Raw genomic sequence first — 22,058 nt, 5'->3', positions numbered from 1 at the left:
TTAAGACCTATCGCTGCTTTAATCATATTACCGATTTGAATTATTCATATTCCAGTAATTAGCAGCAAATTGATAGCCAAAGAAACCTAGAAAATAGATCGTCCATAAACTATTGGCACCAGACATTCCTAACAGCACACCAAGCAATGCTAATGAGCCAATCCCCCAAAAGGCAATGGCAGAGACTTTCGCATGCATTTCATACGTTGTGCCCTTAAAGTCAAAATACATATAACTCGGTATAACAATTGACAAAGCAAAAATAGCAATCAAAGAAGCCTCATCCCAACCTGTGAGCGCATAAGTAGCAATAGCAGTTAGCCCTACAGCAACACCAATACCAACAACATTTGCCCCACTAGATTCTTCAGGGGTTAATGCATACCGAGCCGTTTTATCTAATTTGATAAATAAATTGAATAAAGGATTCATCACCCATGTCATATAGAAAGCGATTGCCAATAAAACAACCACAGGAATCAAAAAGGGATAATGCGCCGATATTTGCCTTAAATAACGTGCGCCAAAATACAAGCCAATGATTATGAACCATTGAGAACCTTCCGTCTTGTTTGCCATCCAGAACATCCAACTCAAGAAAATTCGATACATAAAATTTTTCGCTTTCAAAGCCTCCAACAAACCTATTCTAGCATCATCTAAATTAGGATTAATGCGTAATGCTTGTGCAAAATGCTCTTTTGCTCCTTCGTGATCCCCTGCTTGAAGTTTTGACCAACCGATATTATTATGCGTATAAGGATTATTCGGCTCTGCCGATAAGGTATCTTCCATAGAAGCCTTCAACTCCTCCTTTCGACCCAACTGTGTAAGAGCTTTTACCCGAATATTCAAACAATCGACTTCACTCGGATCAATTGCCAAGCCTTCATCGGCATATCTAAGAGCTGCTTCCCAATCTTTTCGTATTAGATGAATACGCCCTAACAACCCTAGTAAATTAACATAGGTAGGCGCTATGTTTAGTCCTGCCAAGGCAATTTCTTCTGCTTCTACCAATGCCTCTTCATCCGTTAGGTTCAATGCCAAAAGAAAATAAATCAATGGTTCTTCGGGATACGTACTTAACAATTGACGTGCAATATCAATCGCTTTGTCAGTTTTTCCCATCTTGGTATAACAAATGAGCATTAGCAACCAAGCATGCCCATTATCGGGATTTATTTCCATCGCTTTTTGCAGCTCTTGCAAAGCCATTTCATAACGATGGACATCTATCAAAGATTGAGCACGGTTTAAAAATTGTTCTTGATCAATCATTTTATTTTTTCAGGTTAAGATATTTCATAACATCATCATATAGACCACTCTGATTGGCATATAAGACGTGATTTTTAGCAGTAGCCAACCAATCTTTGGTAGAAGGTTGATGGCGTTTAATCGCGTTTAGCAAGTCTTTTTGGGTAATGGGAACAACTTTATTTTGCATTAGAGACTCTTCCAATTTACTTTCTACAGCAATATCAATAATAGCTTTTAGGTCTGCTCCAGAGTAATCCTTAGTTTGCTTAACCAATTTAGAGATATTAATTCCTGCCTCCTTAGGGATTTGCTCCAAATACAAGTTTAGGATGGCTTCTCGTGCAGGTGCATCAGGTGGTTGCACAAAAATGATTCGATCAAAACGTCCTGGGCGACGAAAAGCAGCATCTAAATACCAAGGGCTATTTGTAGCTGCTAGAATTAATAAACCATCGTTGGAATAACGAATCCCGTCCAATTCATCCAGAAATTGATTGACAATAAAACGGCTAGAAGAATTTTGCATGTTAGAACGACTCGCTCCCAAGGCATCTACCTCATCAAAAAATAAGACACAAGGCTTGCTAGCTCTAGCTTTTTGAAAAATTTCATGCAAATTGCGCTCGCTGCTTCCTACCCACATATCCAAAATATCACTAATCCCAACATTGATAAAAGAAGCATTTATTTCACCAGCCGTCGCCCTTGCCAATAATGTCTTTCCACATCCTGGAGGCCCATACAACAAAACGCCTCCTCCTATTTTTTTACCATAAGCCTCATATATTTGAGGATTTTTTAAAGGATGGATAATTTTTAAAGCAATCTCTTTCTTAATAGACTCTAATCCACCCACCTGCTCAAAAGAAATAGCAGGTTTTTCTATATCGGCAAAAAAAGGTGCATCCTCTTCAGAAGATTCCGTTGTGTTTCCCATCGCCATGCCACTATCCAAAATAGTATTTTTAAGTTGTGCTTCAAAGCCTGTATCTTTTAGTGCTAAATTAGCATCAATGGCTTTTTCATAGTACGCCTTTGCTTTGGGTAAGTCCTTATTTTCCAAAGCTAGTTGTGCCAATAAAAAGGTAAATGCAGGTGTGTCGCAACCTTGTTCTTCTAATTCCTCTGCAATAACTGCCGCAACTGACTTTTTATCTAATGCCCAATAGGTTTGAGCCAACCAAAGTTTTGCTTCTTGGTCTTCTCCCGTTAAGCGCAAAACGACTTTTAACTCCATTTCTGCTTCTGACCAATAGCTTTGATTCATCAATTCTTTAGCTAGCATTTTTCTTAAAATAGCGTTGTCAGGAGATAAAGCAACCGCTTCTCTTAAATTTTTAAGTGTGTTGTTCATAAGTTTTATTTAATTCTATATTTTTCTGCCGTTGTATAGTAGCTACTAAAACTATCCAATACAGCTATTGTCATGTTACCCAATGCCTTCGATTAAAGCATCATTCCTTTACGTTTTCGTACGATCTCTTATCTATTACAATCTTGAAGCAACTTATCGTAGAAAAACCAAAAATTTAATGGTCTACTATTGGGAAAAATAGTACTTTTATGTCGCTTTGCATAAACTTATTCTAATTATCATTCAAGGAATCGTCTTGATTATTATACTTCGCAGTCATTCACTTTGTTACTCCCTTCGGTCGTGAGCTCGCTATGCTCGGCTTGCTCATCAACAGCTAGTTCCTTTGCACTACTCGGCAAGCTTAGTTGGCGGTGGTATGCCCTTCAGTTGTGGATGCTTCGCCGTTGTTTATCAACCATTTAAAGCTTTAGACAACAAAAGTACATTTTATTAATAATCAGACAAATACGATTTTACCACAAAATAATGTATTCAACACAATGAAATTATTGGTCGCTAGTGCTACAGAATTTGAAATTATCCCTTTATTAGATTACTTAAAAAGTAATTTTAAAAACAAAGAAAACAGACGCTTCTTTTCCCAAAAGATAGACATTCATATTTTAGTGACAGGAGTTGGTCCCATTCACACAAGTTTTGCATTAGCCACAGTATTGGCACAGCATAATTTTGATTTAGTTCTAAATTTAGGTATTGCTGGTGCTTTTAATAAGAACTTCAAGATTGGAGAAGTATTTCAAATTGTTAACGATCGTTTTGCCGATGTGGGAGTGGAAGAAGCCGATGGAAGTTTTACCGATTTATTCGAAATGCAATTGATGGACTGGAATGAGCCGCCTTATATTAATGGAAAACTATATGCCCCTAACACAGAACACAAGTTTTTGCCGCAGGCTACTGCCATAACCGTCAGCAAAGTACACGGTACCTTAGAAAGTATTAAAAAAATTCAAGGCAAATATACCGCTGATTTAGAATCTATGGAAGGGGCTGCTATCTTTTATGCTTGCCTACAACATCAAATTGATTGTTTGCAAGTTCGTAGTGTTTCCAATTATGTAGAGCCTCGCAACAAAGATAATTGGAACATTCCTTTGGCTATTGACAACTTGAATAAGGTTGCCGTAGAAATTATTGATTTATTTTCTGAGTAAAAAGCAAAAAGTCATCGCCCGATTTATAAAAGCGATGACTTTCCTGTTAATGTTAATACATGCTAACTAAACTCTATTATCTTCCGTTCTCTCCCTCTAATATCTTAATCATTTGTTCTTCCTTAGCCGTTCGTTTTTTCTTTTTCCACTGGTTAAAGAATTTCCCCCATGCAATTGGATCAAAAATAGACTGTGGCGCTTGTTGACCTTGATAAGAATAGTCGCTTGATTGTTGGCGCAAGTATCGAATAGAACTTTCTCTACCATCGGCATCTGTTGCATTAGCGACTGCTAATAGTTGTTGTTTATCTAGATTATCCTTAGCGATAGCTTCTAATTGACCTGCACGGTTGGGTTGCATTGCCAAAAACTCTGCTGCCAAATTGTTGCGATCTGGCCAAGGAAAAACGGTAACTTCTTCCATATTTATCTCTGCTGGTTCTAATTCTACCGTCAAACTATGATACATACCGTTGATATCTTCAGGAATAACAATATCTCTAGCCTCAAAACCTACTGCTGAGAAAGATAATGTTTGCCCTTTCTTAACAACAATAGAGTACATTCCTTCGTAATTGGCATATGTTCCTCGTGTTGTCCCTTTTACCGCTACTGTTACAAAAGGAACATAAGCATATTGAGCAGCTTGCCCTTTGGTCACAATCAGACCATATACTTCAACAATATCAGATTCTTCTTGCGCCATTGTCGTCAAGGCAAAAAAACTAAGAACTAGTGCAAGGAAATATTTTGGTGTCATCATATTTATTAGATTATAACAATCATAAGTAATTGTTTACAATTAAGGATAACAGACATTATCATAAAATACATGTTTATAATAACCTCTATTATTGTTTGATTTTAACTTTAGAAACCACTTTTACTGTACCTCATTAAACGTTAATTGGGTAGTTGAAGTTGGTTTTTTAACGCTTTAATAACAAATAAATTTACGAGGGAAAGAAAATCCCATAAATATCTAAGCCATTTGCAAATAATAACAAACCTAGCAGCAAGATAATTCCAACTACTTGTGCATATTCTAAAACCTTTTCGTTAACGGGTCGACGTGCTACGATTTCAAAAAGCAAAAAGAGTACATGCCCACCATCTAAAGCAGGAATTGGCAGCAAATTCATAAAGCCTAAAATTAGCGATAAAATGGCTGTCATTCTCCAAAAATATTCCCAATCCCAATAAGGAGGAAACATTTGACCGATGGAAATAAATCCTCCTAAGCTATCTTGTGCCTTAATTCTATTGGTAAACATCTGTCCAAATGCTTTGATTTGATTGGCCAAAAAGTCGTAACTTTTGACGACAGCGACAGGAAAAGACTCAAAGAAACCATAATGAATTGTATCTAAGGCAAAAAATCGAGGTGGTCCATAAGGAGCTATTCCAATTATTCCATTTTCTGTTGTATGAACAGTCTTGGTTTGAAGTTCTCCATTTCGATAAAAATCAACGGTTATATCTTTGTCTTTTTCTTCAGATGCTATTGCCAAAAAGTCGTTAAAAAAAGGTGTTGGTATGCCATTTAGTGCTACAATAGAATCTTCTCGTTCAAACCCTACTTTTTCTGCTGGCGATTTTCCTGCAATTTGTTTTGCCACAAAAGGCACCCTTGGTTCGAATAAGCGAATTTTTTTCTTGCTATATTTGGTCAATTTGACGACAGTACTATCAGGCACTGTTAATGTCATTTTTTCTCCATTTCGTTCTATTGTAAGTTCAAAAACTTGATCCAAAAGCATTTTGGCGGTCACAACTCCCGAATTAAATTTATCAAAAGGCTCCTCTCCGATTGCCAAAACTTTATCTCCATCTTGCAATCCCATTTCTTCTGCTAAACCAGAAACGGCAATTCCATAAACAGCATTTTCTGCTGGCAAGTACTTATCGCCATAAATCCACGATAGCATCGCAAACAAAAAGATCCCTAGCAAAAAATTAACCGTCACCCCTCCTATCATTACAATCAAGCGTTGCCAAGCTGGTTTGGAACGGAATTCCCAAGGTTGAGGTGGTTGAGCCATAGCCTCTCGATCCATGCTTTCGTCAATCATCCCTGAAATTTTCACATAACCTCCCAAAGGCAACCAACCAATTCCATACTCTGTTTCTCCTATTTTTTTCTTATACAAATGAAATCCTGCATCAAAAAACAAGAAAAATTTCTCCACACGCATACCAAATTTCTTGGCGGTCCAATAATGCCCAAATTCATGTAATGTTACTAAAATTGACAAGCTCAATAAGAGCTGCATTCCCATAATAAAATACCCCATTTTTCTTATATTCTTTTATTTTACCTGTTTGTTATACCAACAGCGGTTTTCTTTGTTTGGCTTGCGAAAATACAAAAAGAAATTGGCTCTTTTGTAGATTTTTTTTAACAATGTCGTGCTTCATGATTAAATCCTTGCTGTCCTATCTATAATAGTTCGTTGAAACCACGCAGTAGCAGCGAAGCTAAACTTTATTAGTTTGATAATTAATAAGATATAAACCTACTACATTTTATGGTAAAATTCTGATTATCAATCTAATAAGAATGTGCTTTTTTATCTTTTTGGTAAAAAAGTAAAAAATCAACGAACTACTAATCTATAAATAACATAAAAATAACAGTATTTTAGATAGAAAGTTGAATATGTTCAACACGTTACAATTATTCAACCAAACAACTTCATCGAATATTCCTAAACGCCTATAGGATTCCTCACAATATCAAAACCAATGAAAATATTATTTTATTTTGCACTCATTTTAGTTCTTTGCAGTTGCCAGAATGCTGTAAACAAGGAAAATATGAAAGAGAATAGTGCTCCTAGCAACAATACCACACTTCATTCTAAAACAATTTCTGATTCCTCGTCTAACTCGACAACACCAACATTTAATACCCTACCTCCTTTAGCCCAATACATCAATGAACTTCCTTTTTTTAGTTACCACTTTCCTTTAGAAGCTCCCAAAACTCGTCTGCAACTCCGCGCAGATACCATACAGTTTTTAGAGGGCGTAGAAGATGGCGATTATTCTTATTATTATAACCTAAGAAAAGCATCTACTACCAACATTCAATTCGAAGGAGGCTGGTATGGCACATCAGGGGAACAAGACTGGGTATCGCATTATCAGTTATTAAATAGCAAAGATGGTCATCCTATCGTCTTGTTGGCAGTGCAGTCTCAAGAAAGTTATGGTGGGTATCAAGAGGAGATAGAATTCCATTATAATGATTTAAAAGAGTTAATAGCACAAGGCAATACTAGTATTCCTGATGACGAGGATGCTTTGAGTCGAATTGCTCAAGATATGGCCAATGTAGGAAGATCTATTCGTACATTAAACGGCACATATCAAAAGCATGATATTAGATTTTGGGTATGGGAAAAGAAAAAAGGAACATGGCATAATATTTCTTCGCAAGTATTTTCGTCTCAAATGTATGCCCGCTTAGAAGCAGCGCTTCCCTTTTGGGCTCAAAATAAAGTCCTCCAACCAAAACATTCTGGTTTCTTTTTGATTGAAAAAACTTATTCCAAAGAAGGACTGACACAAAACCAAGACCATTGGAAACATTGGCTTGGTGTCGAACAATTAGACCAAGTAAATTTCAATCTTAATATCCATGCCTCATCTATTGTTCTTGAATTTTCACCTAACAAACATATTCGCTGGGATTGGAATGGAGCACAATATACACTCAACAACCTTCCTACTCCTATTCCTTGGAAAGATGAACCTTGTACAAAAATAGATTATTCTAGCTCTAAAAAATATATATTTGCAGGAAAAATTGGGGAAACGCCAATTCAGATGGAAGCCTCTTTTAATTATGGGAAATTGCAAGGTTTCTATTGGTATCCCAATAGACCTCATCGTAAATTGCCCATCGAAGGGAATTTCGAGGCATCTATAGAAGCTACGCTCAATTTTTATCGAATCAAAAATAATGAACAAAGAGAACGATTCAATGGTTACTTTGCTAATTGCCAACTCAAAGGTTGGTGGCAACATCAAGAAACTATGGAAATAATGCCATTTAGTCTAGAATTGGTCGACTAAAACGCCTGGCGGGTAATGTACTTGTTGCCTTCTTAGCTATTACTAAATATATTCAAAACAATAATTTGCTACCTCAAAATAATATCTTGGACAAATAAGTCTTTTGTATAAGAAATTAATAGTTAGCAGCGCAGCTAACTATTGAGAAATAGATTATTGTTAAAAATACACAAAACGAAAAAAATGTTTTACGAATTTAATGGTTACAAACCTGTTGTGCACGAAACAGCTTTTGTACACCCACAAGCAAATGTTACAGGAAATGTTATTATTGGTGCCAAGGTATACATTGGTCCTGGAGCTGTCTTGAGAGGAGATTGGGGGCAAATTATCGTTGAGGATGGTTGTAATGTGCAAGAGAACTGCGTGGTGCATATTTTTCCTGGCAAAACCGTTTATTTAAAAGAAGGAGCGCATATTGGTCATGGAGCCATTATCCATGGGGCTACTGTAGGTAAAAATGCACTGGTCGGAATGAACGCTGTTTTGATGGATGATGTTGAGGTAGGTGATAATTGCCTAATTGGTGCGCTGTGTTTTGTACCTGCCAACACCAAGATTCCTAATCAAAAACTAGTCGTGGGTAATCCTGCCAAAATTATCAAAGATTTGCCTGACGAAATGGTAGATTGGAAAACGGAGGGCACTGCACTCTATCAACAATTGCCTGCTGAATGTCAACAAACCCTCAAAGAGTGTGTGCCTTTGCGTACGGTTCCCAAAGATCTAAAAGTTCAAGATTATTCTAATTACAAAACATGGCATGAGCTAAAAAAATAGTGTTTTGGGCATTCCAAAAGAGTAATGATTAAAATATCCACACTAAAACAACTTCTTTTTTTGTTAAAATGGCTTGAAGGTTGTATTATAATTAACGCTTATATTGAAGTTATTTAATATAGTAGTTTGCTGCGCTCATGAACAGCCCCTTTGTGCTATTAGTACCAACCTATTCTTCAAGCTTAATTTTTCACTTTAGCTTACTGGGGTTTCGACGTGATTTAAGCGGACTAATGATCAAATATTTTCTTGATAAATACTGCAACCTATGTTAGACGAAATTATTCTTATTGACGATGATAAGATAGTTACAACAATCAATAAAAAAATTGTACAGAAATTATTGCCCAATGCTTCTATTAAGACATTTGAAAATGGAGAAGCGGGCTTAATTTATCTTATTACAGCACAAGATTCTAATCTAAAAACACTTGTCTTTTTAGATATAGATATGCCTATTATGGACGGTTTTCAGTTTCTTAACATTTATGAAAATGCTATGGCACATCAAGATCATTCCTTTGTAATTTGCTTGCTCACTAGCTCTATTGCCGAAGAGGATCAGAAAAAGGCTGCTAAGTTTCCCAGTGTTTTGGAATATGCCCAAAAACCATTGGACGAAGCCACTATTCAAGGTTTAATTGAACGAGCTGTTACGAAATTACGTCAACAAAAACCACATTAGAATAAAGCATTAGTTCGCTAATGCACCTTTTTCTTTCACAAAAGCTAATATTTCTTCTATTGCCGAGCTATCTAACTGCGGAAAAGCGGTCATTTCACTAGGCCACAACGCTGCTACTTTAGCGGCTCGTTCATGGTTGTTGTTAATTAACTCTTGAGGATTTTGAACAAACTGAATAAGCTCTCCTCGATTTGACCAACGACTTTCTACCCCATACAGAGCTGGACCTGTCATATCGTCTACCATATTTGTATTATGGCATGCTGCGCAATGTTCTAAAAATAGTTTTTTTCCTATTTTTGATTTAATAGCAACTGTTTTCTTTATTTCAGGAGTTGTTTGAGGTGGGTTTGTTTCAGAGCTACAACTCGTTAAACACAACCATATTCCTCCCAACATTCCAAGTACTTTTCGATTCATACTAAAAACCCGTTTTCATTTCTACAAACGCAAAGATATTTCGTATTTGTGTTGTATCCAAATTAGAAAAGGCTGTCATTATTGACGGAGACCATTTTTCCATTTCCAAAGCTCTAGGATGCTCTTGTTCTATCAGCACACTATAATCTTGTACCCATTGGTATAAATCTGCCCAATTTCCCCATCGATCAACCGCACCGTACAAAGCAGGTCCTATCATATCGCTAACCATATCTATATTGTGACAAGAAGCACATTTTTGCAAAAACAAGTCTTTGCCTTCTATAACATCGCCATCCACTTTGTTGGAGGTTCTTATTACTACAGTTTTTTCTTGTTCAACAACCAAAGCGCTTTCATCTTGAAACCCACTAGATAGACCTTCTTGTAATACTAGTCCGATTAAAATTATAAAGGCAATTCCAATTAGTACTCCTAATTTACTAATTTTATCCATTTGCTTAAAAAGCTCTTTTCCTTCCATTGCTATTTTAGTTTAGGGTGACAAAATCATCGTGATTTAGAAATACTAAAATAAGCGATTGTAAAGAGAAATACCACTCAAAAGTCTATTACAGATTAACCTAGAATAATTATAAATTAAAGTTTAGAATGGTTATGAATTAGCATTGAAGTGGTGTATAGCTACTTCTAAAAAAGACTATTTAGAAATGATAAAAGTAGTTTTCTATGTCTAGTTCAACTGTTCTTTTTGTTTTTCCCTTTTTTCTGACGAGCTATCTTTCTAGCTTTTTTAAACGCAGCCCTTCGGGTAATATAAATATAGGAAGCGCCCTCTTTTTTCATTTCATTACTTTTATAGTCTTGCTTTTTTTGTTCTATTTCAAGCACAGCTTTCAAATTTCTTTTATCAACTTCTAAGGTATTCGTAATTGTGTCTTGAGTAGCCAAACAAGCTTCCAACTTTACTTCAATATCGCTATATATCTTAGGATAATTAGCTTTTATAAAAGGAATAAGTTGTTCTTTAACTTCAAACAAATCATTATCCAATGCCTTAGATTCGTAAACATACTGCTCCAAACAAGCCTTTTGATCCTTAGTTTGTAAAATATTCATCGCATACTTGGTACCTTCTTTTAGTTTCTTTTGTTGAATATATTGAGGACCAACAGGTATTTTTGCAATGTTACTTCTCAAAGTAAACTCCAATTCGTTTTCTTTTAAACAAGTCAATAAATTGTCACTTTCCATTGGTGTAAATTGGAATGTAATTTTATGCTCATCATAATTCAGAACACTTTCTGCAGCACCTTTACTAACCTCTATCTTTGTTATTTCGGCTAATCCTGGCACAACTTCATAAACGCAACCTCGAACAGTTTTTGTTTGTGGGGCAATTGCACTAAGACCTGATTGAGCTACCCCCCACATTGGTAAAATAAAAAAAATACTAGTTATTATAAAGGATACTTTTTTCATGTTGTTTAGCTTTAAAGATGAATATTTTTAGGATTACAATTCTTTATAACTAATAAGATGACTCTTGGCTGGATATTGGTGTACAACAAACACTATTTTTCGGAACGCTCATTATAAGTCTTTGTTTCTGCGCGAGCAGCCTCCGTCATCTCGTTCATGTAGACACCTAATAAATAATGGTCATAAGTTTGGTATAACTCAGGAGACAAAGGAGGTATTTTTCCAAATACAAGCCAATACGATTGACGAGTCATTCCAAAACTATGAATACACCCCTGTGTATATTGATACGTTTGAAGCGCATTTAAAGCAACTCCTCCGAGTATTATAATAACAATTGGGATCAACCGCCATTTTTTTTGAAAAAACCACTGCAACAAAGCAGCTATCGCAAAAGAAAAAGGAACCATGGATTCAATCAAAGGGCGCATTCCAAAGCTTCCTCCATACCACCAACACCACCAACAAGAAATAATGTACCAATTCAACAAAGTATATAGCAAGGTTCCCCAAAATAACTTTTCTTGGTATCGATGCATAAAGAACATTCCTATTACTCCCAAACTCATTAAAGGAGTATACACCAACCAACCTTTTTTATATCCCAAAAGGATTTCAAAAAGCATGGGATCCAACCAGAAAAAAGTCCCTTGTTCGACTCCGTAGGAATTAACGAACCAATACCCTGTCATTGAATACCAATAATATAGTTGTGGGATAAAGGTAAGAGCAGTTAATAGCAAAGCTACAGTCAACCACTGCCAATTGGATTTTAACAACACCAATCTAGCCTTCAGACCTTTTAAAGTACCGACCTCCCATAGCAACAAAACCAGTATAAAAATACTGTTGGTTAATCGAACATTTGCCAATAGCCCAAACGCAATTCCCAAGAACAGCAATTGGTGTTTTTTTTGTTCGTTTAGCCATTTAACTGTCATATAAAGACAATAACTAAATAAAAAAAAAGAATAGTTATGCGACATGACAGGCTCATACAGTGCATAATAAAAAAGATTTGTTCCTAAAGCAAGAATTAAGCATGTCGTTGCCACAATCTTGTCTTGATAATACCGCAACAAAACATTTCTCAATAATAAAAAAGCTAAAAAGAGGTAAAAAAATTGTGCTCCAAAAATCCAGCTTCTATAAGGAGTCGAAAAACCATCCACAGGCGTTCCCGATAGTTCAGCTTGCAGGCTTGCCATAACAAAAAATGGGCTCAATAGCATCGCTACGCCAACGCCATAACGATTAAGTGTTACCTTTCTCCCATCTTTGCTACTTTGCGGACTCAAGAACGAGTTCTTATCCATGGACAAATTATCCAAATACGAAAAGGTTAAATCTTGATAAAGAAATGAGGCAGGTAGGTAGTTATAATAGCCTGCTTGATCGTATAAAAATGGATTAGCATTTCGGGCTTTGTCTGTTGTTTTATGAACGACTAGATAAACGCAAAGACTAACGATAATAGTTATTAGAGAATATGGATACTGGCGGTACAAGGTCATTTTACTTTTGAGGATGAGCAGTTTTGGTACGTAGATTACCCACTTGAATAATGGGCTCTCCTTTTAATCTTTTGCGCATTTCTTTATATTTCATACGCTCCATTCTTTTAAGATTCCGAGCCTTTTGCCTAGCCAATTGAATTGCTCTATTGGCTCGAATGATGCCCAAGCGTTTATCCAATTGTGCCAATTTCAAATCCTTTTTAGCCCTTTCATAATTCATAATAGTTGAAGTTGAATCGATCTCTAACTCCTCTAGACTATCCAACACTTGGGTTGTTTCTTTTTTCATTTTTTCTAGCCACATAGAACGCTGAGGAAACAACTCAAATAAATCGTTGTCCAGTATTTCAGAAGTGTACGTATATTGCTCGGTACAAATTTGCCCTTCTCTCTTTTGATACAACTGCATAGGATAATGTTGCCCCACCTTTAATCCCTTTTGTTGAATATAAGCAGGTCCTACACAAACTTTTTGATCTCGATAATAAAGCATAAATTCCAATTCCTTTCCTTGCAATTTATCCAAAATAGTATATCCCTGCTCAGGAGTAAATCGAAAAAGCACCTTGTGTTCATTATATTTATAGACACTTTTTTGAGCAGACAGGCAATGCTCAATAGCTGTTATTTCAGCTGATCCAGGAATTACTTCATAATAACACCCTCTTACAATTGCAGTACTTGGGGCAACTTTTGGGGCTTCAGAATTAGCAATAGCTTTTACCTTCTCCGCCAATAAATCAGCTGCTTCTTGTTCAGCTTTTTCTTGTAACAAACGCTGTTGATATTTTTCCTCTTCTTGCTTAGCCAATGCCCCTAATGCCGCTTCATATTCATCCAACAACGTACTATGTTTTTTCAGGAAATCCAATGACGATTGTGTAAAGAAAGGCTTTTCAGAAGCATGGTTGTCTACAATAGGTTTTAGTTCTGCATCAATCAAAGCACGTTGCTCAGCAGGTGTTAATTCTTGATGTATTTTGCTTATAATCGTAGAGTCATTTGCATTAAATGTGAGGGTTAAACTCAGTTCCTCAATCACTCGTTCGTACACTTTGAACAATTGATTTTCAAGAACTTTAGATTCATAAAAATAACGTTCAATATTCAGCCCTCCACTGTGTGTTTGAAATAATTTCATAGCATATCGAGTTCCAACTCTTAAATTCATTTTTCGAATATAAGCAGCACCTACCCGAACAGAGGAGCTATGATATTTGAGCATTATTTCTAATTCCTTATTTTTTAACACTTCTAATAACTCATGCCCTTCCATTGGTATAAATCGAAACAATACCTTGTATTCATCATACCCCAGAGCACTTTCTTTGGCCTCTTTCATCAACTGAATTTGAGTTATTTCTGCTAAACCAGGAATTATTTCATAGTTTACACTATTTATTTGCATCGTCTTAGGCAGTGGCTTAACAACAGGCAACTGCTGACCATGCACAATAGCAATGCCGTTGGTATTCATAACTATCAAAAGAAATACACAGAATTTGAACATCATAATCGAGTATTATTTGTAATACTTAGCTACGCTACTACTTCATAGTTTCTACAAAGTAATGCTTGGGGAACTCAAATTATCATTACGCACCAATCATAACGATTAAAAGTGCTTGTTTTAGTCTGAAATAAAACATAAAGAATTCTTATCCAATAAAAACGTGGCTTCCTTCAACAGTTGAAGAGAGCCACGTTTCATTTAAGATAATATAGTCATCAAGCTTTGTCGCTTTTGACACTCAAAGCACGAACTATTTTAATTTTATTTTAGCTCCATCATTAGGCAAATCAGGAGAATAAAGCATCATTTCTGTACAAATCCCAGACTGTAATGGCTGAGCAAAACCTTGGTATTTAGAAGCTTTGAATACTTTATACTTTCTAATGTAACCAGCGCCAGGATTGGCATTTTGCCCCATTGGATCTAGCGTAAAGACAAAAGCTGCCTCCCAGTCTTTTTTCTCTTTTTTAGACAAATCAGCATAATTATCTGGGCGGAAAGTAACCATGACTTCATATTCCGTATATTTCAAGTGACTTAAGTTCGCCTCTTTTACCTTGCTTACTTTGATCACTTCAATTGTTCCAGAAATACGATCTCCAAAGACACAATCCTTACGTTTGGTCTCATCCACGATGCGTTGAGCCATTTCTCGCTCAATTTCCTTAATTTTCTCAATCGCTGCTGTTTTTTTGTTACGCTCTTCCTCTTCTTTCTTAGCCTCTTGAATAGCTGCTAAACGAGCTGCTTCTGCCTTTTCTTCTATTTCTCTTTGAATTTCGGCTTCTACTTCTTTTTCTAATTTTTGTCTCAACTCCTCTTTTTTGCGAGCTCTTTCCAAAGCCTCTTGCTCTTTACGTTTTTCCTCCAATCTAGCTGCTTTTTCAGCTTCCTTTGCTTTTCGTTTTGCTTCTCGAATCGCATCACTAGCTGCATTGCTAGATTTATTAGAATTATTTGATTTAATAGTCGTAGTAGATGAGTTTGCCTTTCCATTTTCGGCAGCAGCCAACTGTGCTGCATATTCCTCTCTCTTCTTAGCCTCTATTTCTGCTCTCAATTTTGCTTCATCAATGCCAGAAGATCCTCCGTCATAAGAACTTGGAGTGCCTTCATCTTCAAATTTCTTTCTTAAATTCTTTTCGACCAAGGCACGCATTTCTGCTTCTGACAAATTGGCAATTTCTTCCTCAGAAAGCCCTCCATAATCAAATTCATCTTCTTGAATAGGAGTTTCTACAACTGTTTCCACAGTAGGGTCGACCGTTTCTGCAACGACGACATCTTTTTCATTCGCTTTATTACGCTCGTAAGCTCGTTCCTTTGCTTCCAATTGCTGCACATAAGCCTCTTTGGTATAATCAATAATATGCTCGTACGCTTCAAACAAGTCATTGTCTAGTGCTTTAGATTCGTACGTATACAATTCCAAACAAGCATCTCTATTTCTAGTTTGTAGCAAGTTCATCGCATATTTGGTTCCTACCTTTAAATTCTTAGCCTTAATATATTCAGGTCCAACAGGAACACGGATGGCACGAGAGCGCAATACAAATTCAATCTCTGTATCTCTAAGCATTTCGAGTATCTCTCCTCCCTCCATAGGAGTAAACTTAAACAAGACCTCATGCTCATCATACTTCAAAGCGCTTTCAGAAGCTGGTCGAATTTTTTCAATAGACGTTATTTCTGCCAATCCTGGAAGGACTTCATATTCACAGTCCCTTACAATCTTGGTGCGCACTTTTCCAGAAGTTCCTTCACTTGGTCCTTTTTGGGCAATCATATCTACTGGCATAGAACATAATGCGCCAATTATAGTTGCCAAAATTCCAGAATATAGTCTTCTCATAATTATATAATTTGATATTTTCCAAATGTTATATTAGTACCCTTAAACGTACTAGTTGAGTGGATGGTTAATCGTTTTAATATTTACAAACCATTAGATGCAAATTTTATGCAAATTGGTGTGATAATCCTTTAATAAATTAAAAAATACAGCTTATTTTATTTCCTTTTTGCTGTTTTCTACGAAACTAAACCATAGCAAAAAGATTTTAATAGTGTATTATTAATCGATCGAATACCAATTGTAATTAGGAAATCGTCAAAAGTTGTTCTAATTTTACTTATTTTAAACAACCTAATACAATATTATAATGTTTCGTAACAACACAACATACTTCTTATTTTTCAAAACCCGCAACCAAGAAAGTTAGTATTTAAGTCAATTCAATAATTCGCAAAAAAAGAGTTATCATCTTAATAATCTAATGAACGAACTACAATCAATTAATAAGAAGAGGAGTCGTAAATTTTGTCATAACGTTTTTTATCTACTTGGGTGCTAAAATAAGGATTTTTTTTAAGGTTTTTATTAGACTTTATCTCGAATTATTCTTATTTCTTATAAAAACACCTCACAAAAGCAGTTAGGTTTGTATGCTGGTGATAATCATTAACAAAGTAAACAAGGCTTATAATTATTTTAAGAATGTCTAAAAATCAAAAAATTGCTGTCAGCGAATACTTTTACAGTTTACAGGGAGAAGGTCGTACATCTGGCATCCCTGCTATTTTTCTCCGATTGACAGGATGCAACCTTATGTGTGGTGGCAAGGGAGTCGAAAAAGATGGGGTGCTGCGCGATGGAGCGACTTGGGTTTGCGACACTATAGATGTCTGGATGAAAGGAACTACTTATTCTTTTGCAGACCTACTAAAAGAATTAAATCAAAGTACCAATTTTATACAACGCCTACAAACAGGGGTGCATTTGGTTATTACAGGGGGCGAGCCACTTTTGCAACAAGAACGAATCGTTGCCTTTTTAGAATACCTAGAAACAGAATATGCGCTTCGTCCTATTATTGAAATAGAAACCAATGCTACTATACTGCCACTTTCTTCGCTTGATGCTCGGGTCCATTATTGGAACACCTCCCCCAAGTTAAGCAATTCTGGCATGCCAACCAGCCAACGGATCAATCACTCCATCCTAAAATGGTTTTCAGCAAATCCGAACACTATGTTTAAATTTGTTGTTACAACTAAACAAGATTTTGAGGAAATACAAACACAACTAGTTCATACGGGATTAATTGACTCAAAAAAAATTGTCTTAATGCCTGGTGCAGATAGCATTGAGCAGCTTTTAGAACGCAATCAGTTGGTAGCAGATATTTGCATCGAACATCAGTTGAGAATGTGTACTCGACTCCATATAGAAATATGGAATCAGCTAACAGGTGTTTAGTAAAAAAATAATCTCTCGGCTTGCAGCAAAATTTTGAAAACTTATTTTTTTGAACATTACTTAACTGACAAATTGTACGAAAAATTGTTAAAAATTGGAATGGCACATTCCTTGAATAATTCTCAGAAGCTACCAAGCCTAATACTTTAAAACAATACTGATTTTTAACAAAATAGGCTAGTAAAAGCAATACAACACCAATAAAACCTAGTAGATGACTTTGTGTCTACCAATGACAAATTGGCAAGTATTCTGACAAAAATAAAAGCACGTGAAATCAAGAACAAATATTAATTTACCTAATAATATACAATTGCAAATGCTAAGTGGAAGTAATGACGAAGTAGATTTTTTACCTCTTTTTTCAATCAACGAGCAAGGATTCGACGAAAATGAGCAGGAAGATTACCCTGACATTTTACCCATTCTAGCACTTAAAAACACTGTTTTATTTCCTGGAGTTATTATTCCAATTACAGTGGGGCGCCCAAAATCTATTGCTGCAGTAAACGAAGCTTACCATTCGGATAAGAATATTGCGGTTCTAACACAACGAGATATCAAAGTAGCAGATCCTATGCAAGAGGATTTGTTCAAAGTTGGTGTGGTTGCCAAAATTTTAAAGGTATTAAAAATGCCTGATGGTACCACAACCGCTATCCTTCAAGGACGTCAAAAATTAGAACTAAAGCAATTGTTACAATCAGAACCGTTTCTAAAAGGTTCTTTAGAGTTTGCCAAAATTGAGGTACCTAATAACACACCTCAATTCTTAGCTATCGTTTCTTCGATGCGAGATTTGGCTGAAAAGATCATTAAGCTCTCTCCCAATATTCCTAACGATGCTTCGTTGATGCTTCAAAACATCAAGAGTCAGCACTTTTTGGTCAATTTCATCGGTTCTAATCTAAATGTAGATATTGCTACCAAACAAGCTTTGCTCGAAATTGAACGAACAGAAGATAAAGCAGATGAAATTCTTCAACACATGAATCATGAGTTGCAGGTACTGGAATTGAAGCAAAAAATTGAGGTAGATGTTCATGGTGACATGGAGAAACAACAGCGTGATTATATCCTGAACCAACAATTGAAAAAAATTCAAGAAGAGTTGGGAGAATCTCCTACTCAAAATGATATTTCCGATTTAGAGGAAAAGGCTAAAAATAAACAATGGTCCAAAACAGTTCAAGATAAGTTTGATAAAGAATTGCGTAAGTTAAAACGCATGAACCCTGCTGCACCAGAACACTCAATTTTGGTTAACTACCTAGAAGTATTGGTCGATTTACCGTGGAACGAAGTCACAGAAGATTCCTTTGATTTGTCTTCGGCAGAAGATATTTTGGACAGTGATCACTTTGGTTTGGACAAAGTAAAAGATAGAATTTTAGAACACTTGGCTGTTTTGAAATTAAGACAAGATATGAAATCACCAATCTTGTGCTTGGTAGGTCCTCCTGGTGTTGGGAAAACATCGTTGGGGCGTTCGATTGCCAAAGCCATTGGTCGAAAATATATCCGCATGTCTCTCGGAGGGGTACATGATGAATCTGAATTGCGTGGACATCGCAAAACGTACATCGGTGCAATGCCTGGGCGTATCATTCAGTCGCTAAAAAAGGCAGAATCAGATAATCCTGTGTTTATTTTGGATGAGATTGACAAGCTAGGAACAAGCTATAAAGGCGATCCTTCTTCTGCCCTATTAGAAATTCTAGATCCTGAGCAGAATACTTCTTTTTATGATAATTATTTAGAATTGGAATATGACTTGTCTAAAGTCTTATTCATCGCTACCGCCAACTCGTTGCAAAGTATTCAACCTGCTTTACTAGACCGTATGGAAATCATCCAAGTTAATGGCTATTCGGTAGAGGAAAAATTAGAAATTGCCAAACGCCACTTGGTTTCAAAGCAACTAAAAGAGCATGGTTTAACAGATGAAGATATTGTTCTAGATGATGCTGCCTTAAACAAAGTTATTTCGGACTATACACGTGAATCTGGCGTTCGCTCTTTGGATCGTGAAATTGCTAAGGTTATGCGTCATGTTGCCAAAAAAGTGGTCACTAAGACGAATACTAACAAAAATCTAAGTCCAGAAGATATTAGTACTATTTTAGGTCCCAAAAAGGTCAACTTAGATGATATCTTTGAAGAAGAACAAGAACCTGGTGTTGCTGTTGGTTTGGCTTGGACTAGTGTTGGAGGAGATATTTTATTTATAGAATCTAGTTTGAGTAGAGGTAAAGGAAAGCTAATCCTAACTGGAAACTTGGGCGATGTTATGAAAGAGTCAGCAACAACTGCTTTAAGTTATTTAAGAGCGCATGGAGAACCGTTGGGCATCCAAGCGGAAGCTTTTGATGAAACGAATGTACACATCCACGTTCCGGCGGGTGGAATTCCCAAAGATGGTCCTTCGGCTGGTATTACCATGCTAAGTGCCTTGGCTTCTGCTTTCACCAAACGTCCATTACGCCAACATTTAGCTATGACGGGAGAAATTACTCTCCGTGGTAAAGTCTTGCCTGTAGGGGGAATCAAAGAAAAGGTATTGGCAGCTAAACGTGCTGGTGTGAAGGAAATTATCATGTGCGCAGATAATGAAAAGGATGTCAAAGAAATTAACCCTGAATACATCCAAGGAGTACAATTTCACTATGTTAAGAAAATGCAAGAAGTCTTAAATTTAGCATTGAGTTCTCCTCAATAAAATTAGGCTGTTTCATTCGCAATAGTTGTAGGTTGTTATAATGCAACTATTGTGAATGATAAGTATTTCAAGGAAAAGATAGGATAAAAAACTATTTCAGATTGAAATAAAAGAGCTCAAGCGAATCCAGTTCACTTGAGCCATACTATTCAAAGTACAAGTTGGTTAGGTTATGATTGGTTATACTTATAGTTGTGCTACGGCAGTTGTTTCAGTTGAACGATGCCCATCAACCACCCCACCTAAGAAATCTATATTGCCATTTTTCAGTGCTTTTTGCAACAGTTCTTTTTTCCAACGACCATTTAAAGTTAGTAAGACTAATTCATCTTCTTCGGCTACCAAAATCATCACATGTCGAATCAAATCTCGTTTTTTAGTTTTCTTTTCTTTTACCAGAATGTGTACCGAAGTCGTGCCTTCTTTGACCGAAAGCAAATCGACATAACGGCGTTTGCGTACACTAGTAATTAGGCGATTGATCTCCTTTTGAGAAGCATAATTTTTTTCTTCCATGACCAACAAACGAATGTTGTTCAATCCTCTTAATAATGGTCTGTATTCATCCACATCCTCCTTTGCTTCAGAAGCATTTAGTCCAAACTTGACCAACCAGCCAGGAAGTGCCATCGCAATCGTATTGGGGTGGTGTCTATGCTTGATAAAAAAAGCATCTAATTCCAAGTTTTGAGCCATTGATGCACTGCTCATGCTAATTAGTAATAGAATAATTATTGCTTTCATTGTTTTGTCTTTTTGGTGTGATGAGATAAAATTTAGTGTGCCTCGCCTTCGACCTTGTCCAAATGCTCCATACCTTGTATATCCATGTGTTTGGCAAGTTTAGAGATCTTTTTTAAGTCAACATTGCCGACTATACTTAGTAGAACAAACTCCTCTCCCCCTACTAAAAGTAACAACTCCTTTACTTGGCTACCTTCTTTTTTGATTAAAAACCGAACATTGGTATCTCCATCTCGCACTTTCATCAAGACCTTGTATTCTTTAGGATTGACCAATTTAATGGCTTCTTCATAGTATTTTTTGCCATCTTTCTCAGTTGTTAGCACCTGCAAACTCTTCAACCCCTGCAAAATCTCCATTACCTCCTTGTCTTCTGAGCTCTCCATATCTATATCAGCAAACAGACTAAACATATATTCGCTCACATAAACAGAGGTAAATGCCTCTTTATCTTCGTATTTTTGAAAATATTTTTCTATTGCATTCTCCTGTGCAAATGCTCCTTGTATGGCGAAGAATAGCACCAATATTGTGATTATATTTTTCATTGTATATTGTTTTAGCAATTCACTAGCTCCTAGCGAATTTTGTTGTTTTTTAATTTTCTTTAAAATTATTTCCCCTATTTATTTGAAAAAGATATCAAGACAAAATCATCTTCACCACCAGCTAACATCAAGACCTCTTCGACACCTTTTTTGCCCTCTCGAACCAAAATATTCATCCCACCACTTTTGCCCTCCTTGACAGTCATTAAAGGCATGTATTTATTTTTCTTGATCAAAGCCATCGTTTCTTTATAATACTGTTGAGGCTGTTTTTCGGTCATCAAAAGCGTCATTTTGCTTAAATTTTTGATCAATTTGGCAAATTTATGCTCTGCCTTTCCTAATTCTGCTTGAATTTCTTTGAGCATTTCTTTTGAAAGCAAGTTGCTCAAAGCAAAATTCATAGAGGTAAAATGATCGTCGTTCAAATATGCTTTCATATGCTTTTCAATAAAATTATTTTGCGCTTGCATGGTGAAAGAAAAAGAAGCGATTACGATAAAAATTGCGATAATTGTTTTCATAATTTGTTTTGGTCTAATTTGTTTTTGAATG

At 36.1% G+C, this 22,058-nt stretch carries 19 protein-coding genes; 6 read left to right on the top strand and 13 right to left on the bottom strand.

Annotated features, from left to right (window positions below; translation table 11 throughout):
- Nucleotides 1–27 precede the first annotated feature (27 nt).
- Complete coding sequence (locus tag QP953_RS10850; RefSeq protein WP_309555007.1) at nt 28–1,281, bottom strand: tetratricopeptide repeat protein; 1,254 nt, start codon at nt 1,279–1,281, stop codon at nt 28–30.
- Between the two features lies 1 nt (nt 1,282).
- Nucleotides 1,283–2,617, bottom strand: coding sequence for an AAA family ATPase (locus QP953_RS10845; protein WP_309555006.1), 1,335 nt, complete (start codon nt 2,615–2,617; stop codon nt 1,283–1,285).
- Between the two features lie 503 nt (nt 2,618–3,120).
- Between QP953_RS10845 and mqnB the strand changes: the two genes are divergently transcribed.
- Nucleotides 3,121–3,795, top strand: coding sequence for a futalosine hydrolase (gene mqnB, locus QP953_RS10840; RefSeq protein WP_309555004.1), 675 nt, complete (start codon nt 3,121–3,123; stop codon nt 3,793–3,795).
- A 76-nt stretch (nt 3,796–3,871) separates the two neighbouring features.
- Here the strand turns inward: mqnB and QP953_RS10835 are convergent, their stop codons facing one another.
- On the bottom strand, nt 3,872–4,558 hold the full coding sequence (locus QP953_RS10835) for a carboxypeptidase-like regulatory domain-containing protein (protein ID WP_231512813.1): 687 nt from the start codon (nt 4,556–4,558) through the stop codon (nt 3,872–3,874).
- A gap of 190 nt (nt 4,559–4,748) precedes the next feature.
- Complete coding sequence (gene rseP / locus QP953_RS10830; RefSeq protein ID WP_052598373.1) at nt 4,749–6,089, bottom strand: RIP metalloprotease RseP; 1,341 nt, start codon at nt 6,087–6,089, stop codon at nt 4,749–4,751.
- Between the two features lie 451 nt (nt 6,090–6,540).
- On the opposite strand from rseP, the gene QP953_RS10825 reads away from it, so the two are divergent.
- The 3 genes from QP953_RS10825 to QP953_RS10815 all read left to right on the top strand — a co-directional run bounded on the left by QP953_RS10825 (nt 6,541) and on the right by QP953_RS10815 (nt 9,340).
- Nucleotides 6,541–7,875, top strand: coding sequence for a hypothetical protein (locus QP953_RS10825; RefSeq protein ID WP_309555003.1), 1,335 nt, complete (start codon nt 6,541–6,543; stop codon nt 7,873–7,875).
- Nucleotides 7,876–8,058: 183 nt separating this feature from the next.
- Nucleotides 8,059–8,655 carry a transferase hexapeptide repeat family protein gene (locus tag QP953_RS10820; RefSeq protein ID WP_052598371.1) on the top strand — a complete coding sequence of 199 codons (597 nt, stop codon included), beginning with the start codon at nt 8,059–8,061 and terminating at the stop codon, nt 8,653–8,655.
- Nucleotides 8,656–8,923: 268 nt separating this feature from the next.
- Complete coding sequence (locus QP953_RS10815; RefSeq protein ID WP_309555002.1) at nt 8,924–9,340, top strand: response regulator; 417 nt, start codon at nt 8,924–8,926, stop codon at nt 9,338–9,340.
- A 9-nt stretch (nt 9,341–9,349) separates the two neighbouring features.
- Here the strand turns inward: QP953_RS10815 and QP953_RS10810 are convergent, their stop codons facing one another.
- The 6 genes from QP953_RS10810 to QP953_RS10785 form a co-directional block, all read right to left on the bottom strand.
- Complete coding sequence (locus QP953_RS10810; protein ID WP_052598369.1) at nt 9,350–9,760, bottom strand: cytochrome c; 411 nt, start codon at nt 9,758–9,760, stop codon at nt 9,350–9,352.
- A gap of 1 nt (nt 9,761) precedes the next feature.
- A complete protein-coding gene (locus QP953_RS10805) occupies nt 9,762–10,244 on the bottom strand; it encodes a cytochrome c (RefSeq protein ID WP_309555001.1) in 483 nt (160 codons plus the stop codon).
- 215 nt (nt 10,245–10,459) lie between these two features.
- Nucleotides 10,460–11,203 carry a hypothetical protein gene (locus tag QP953_RS10800; protein WP_309555000.1) on the bottom strand — a complete coding sequence of 248 codons (744 nt, stop codon included), beginning with the start codon at nt 11,201–11,203 and terminating at the stop codon, nt 10,460–10,462.
- Between the two features lie 92 nt (nt 11,204–11,295).
- Nucleotides 11,296–12,717 (bottom strand): hypothetical protein, encoded by a 1,422-nt coding sequence (locus tag QP953_RS10795; RefSeq protein ID WP_052598366.1) that lies wholly within the window; start codon nt 12,715–12,717, stop codon nt 11,296–11,298.
- Nucleotide 12,718: 1 nt separating this feature from the next.
- Nucleotides 12,719–14,233 carry a hypothetical protein gene (locus QP953_RS10790; RefSeq protein WP_309554998.1) on the bottom strand — a complete coding sequence of 505 codons (1,515 nt, stop codon included), beginning with the start codon at nt 14,231–14,233 and terminating at the stop codon, nt 12,719–12,721.
- Between the two features lie 250 nt (nt 14,234–14,483).
- Complete coding sequence (locus QP953_RS10785; protein ID WP_052598364.1) at nt 14,484–16,085, bottom strand: hypothetical protein; 1,602 nt, start codon at nt 16,083–16,085, stop codon at nt 14,484–14,486.
- Between the two features lie 645 nt (nt 16,086–16,730).
- On the opposite strand from QP953_RS10785, the gene QP953_RS10780 reads away from it, so the two are divergent.
- The gene (locus QP953_RS10780; protein WP_052598363.1) at nt 16,731–17,492 is read left to right on the top strand and encodes a 7-carboxy-7-deazaguanine synthase QueE; all 762 of its coding nucleotides are present in this window, start codon (nt 16,731–16,733) and stop codon (nt 17,490–17,492) included.
- Nucleotides 17,493–17,811: 319 nt separating this feature from the next.
- Complete coding sequence (gene lon, locus QP953_RS10775) at nt 17,812–20,211, top strand: endopeptidase La (protein WP_408913532.1); 2,400 nt, start codon at nt 17,812–17,814, stop codon at nt 20,209–20,211.
- Nucleotides 20,212–20,397: 186 nt separating this feature from the next.
- Here lon and QP953_RS10770 read toward each other — a convergent pair whose 3' ends face one another.
- The 3 genes from QP953_RS10770 to QP953_RS10760 all read right to left on the bottom strand — a co-directional run bounded on the left by QP953_RS10770 (nt 20,398) and on the right by QP953_RS10760 (nt 22,027).
- Nucleotides 20,398–20,955 carry a DUF4252 domain-containing protein gene (locus tag QP953_RS10770; protein WP_309554995.1) on the bottom strand — a complete coding sequence of 186 codons (558 nt, stop codon included), beginning with the start codon at nt 20,953–20,955 and terminating at the stop codon, nt 20,398–20,400.
- 32 nt (nt 20,956–20,987) lie between these two features.
- Nucleotides 20,988–21,503 carry a DUF4252 domain-containing protein gene (locus tag QP953_RS10765; protein WP_052598360.1) on the bottom strand — a complete coding sequence of 172 codons (516 nt, stop codon included), beginning with the start codon at nt 21,501–21,503 and terminating at the stop codon, nt 20,988–20,990.
- A gap of 74 nt (nt 21,504–21,577) precedes the next feature.
- The gene (locus QP953_RS10760) at nt 21,578–22,027 is read right to left on the bottom strand and encodes a DUF4252 domain-containing protein (RefSeq protein WP_052598359.1); all 450 of its coding nucleotides are present in this window, start codon (nt 22,025–22,027) and stop codon (nt 21,578–21,580) included.
- Nucleotides 22,028–22,058 lie beyond the last annotated feature (31 nt).

This window comes from Aureispira sp. CCB-E, from assembly GCF_031326345.1.
Taxonomy (GTDB): Bacteria; Bacteroidota; Bacteroidia; order Chitinophagales; family Saprospiraceae; genus Aureispira.
The sequence above is the reverse complement of the archived record's forward strand: the minus strand, read 5'-3'. Positions and strand labels throughout refer to the sequence as shown.

What these genes read in the sequence shown, in the direction of transcription:
- QP953_RS10850 (WP_309555007.1), bottom strand. Translation starts at nt 1,281, where the DNA reads ATGATTGATCAAGAACAATTTTTAAACCGTGCTCAATCTTTGATAGAT.
- QP953_RS10845 (WP_309555006.1), bottom strand. Translation starts at nt 2,617, where the DNA reads ATGAACAACACACTTAAAAATTTAAGAGAAGCGGTTGCTTTATCTCCT.
- mqnB (WP_309555004.1), top strand. Translation starts at nt 3,121, where the DNA reads ATGAAATTATTGGTCGCTAGTGCTACAGAATTTGAAATTATCCCTTTA.
- QP953_RS10835 (WP_231512813.1), bottom strand. Translation starts at nt 4,558, where the DNA reads ATGATGACACCAAAATATTTCCTTGCACTAGTTCTTAGTTTTTTTGCC.
- rseP (WP_052598373.1), bottom strand. Translation starts at nt 6,089, where the DNA reads ATGGGGTATTTTATTATGGGAATGCAGCTCTTATTGAGCTTGTCAATT.
- QP953_RS10825 (WP_309555003.1), top strand. Translation starts at nt 6,541, where the DNA reads ATGAAAATATTATTTTATTTTGCACTCATTTTAGTTCTTTGCAGTTGC.
- QP953_RS10820 (WP_052598371.1), top strand. Translation starts at nt 8,059, where the DNA reads ATGTTTTACGAATTTAATGGTTACAAACCTGTTGTGCACGAAACAGCT.
- QP953_RS10815 (WP_309555002.1), top strand. Translation starts at nt 8,924, where the DNA reads ATGTTAGACGAAATTATTCTTATTGACGATGATAAGATAGTTACAACA.
- QP953_RS10810 (WP_052598369.1), bottom strand. Translation starts at nt 9,760, where the DNA reads ATGAATCGAAAAGTACTTGGAATGTTGGGAGGAATATGGTTGTGTTTA.
- QP953_RS10805 (WP_309555001.1), bottom strand. Translation starts at nt 10,244, where the DNA reads ATGGAAGGAAAAGAGCTTTTTAAGCAAATGGATAAAATTAGTAAATTA.
- QP953_RS10800 (WP_309555000.1), bottom strand. Translation starts at nt 11,203, where the DNA reads ATGAAAAAAGTATCCTTTATAATAACTAGTATTTTTTTTATTTTACCA.
- QP953_RS10795 (WP_052598366.1), bottom strand. Translation starts at nt 12,717, where the DNA reads ATGACCTTGTACCGCCAGTATCCATATTCTCTAATAACTATTATCGTT.
- QP953_RS10790 (WP_309554998.1), bottom strand. Translation starts at nt 14,233, where the DNA reads ATGATGTTCAAATTCTGTGTATTTCTTTTGATAGTTATGAATACCAAC.
- QP953_RS10785 (WP_052598364.1), bottom strand. Translation starts at nt 16,085, where the DNA reads ATGAGAAGACTATATTCTGGAATTTTGGCAACTATAATTGGCGCATTA.
- QP953_RS10780 (WP_052598363.1), top strand. Translation starts at nt 16,731, where the DNA reads ATGTCTAAAAATCAAAAAATTGCTGTCAGCGAATACTTTTACAGTTTA.
- lon (WP_408913532.1), top strand. Translation starts at nt 17,812, where the DNA reads ATGCTAAGTGGAAGTAATGACGAAGTAGATTTTTTACCTCTTTTTTCA.
- QP953_RS10770 (WP_309554995.1), bottom strand. Translation starts at nt 20,955, where the DNA reads ATGAAAGCAATAATTATTCTATTACTAATTAGCATGAGCAGTGCATCA.
- QP953_RS10765 (WP_052598360.1), bottom strand. Translation starts at nt 21,503, where the DNA reads ATGAAAAATATAATCACAATATTGGTGCTATTCTTCGCCATACAAGGA.
- QP953_RS10760 (WP_052598359.1), bottom strand. Translation starts at nt 22,027, where the DNA reads ATGAAAACAATTATCGCAATTTTTATCGTAATCGCTTCTTTTTCTTTC.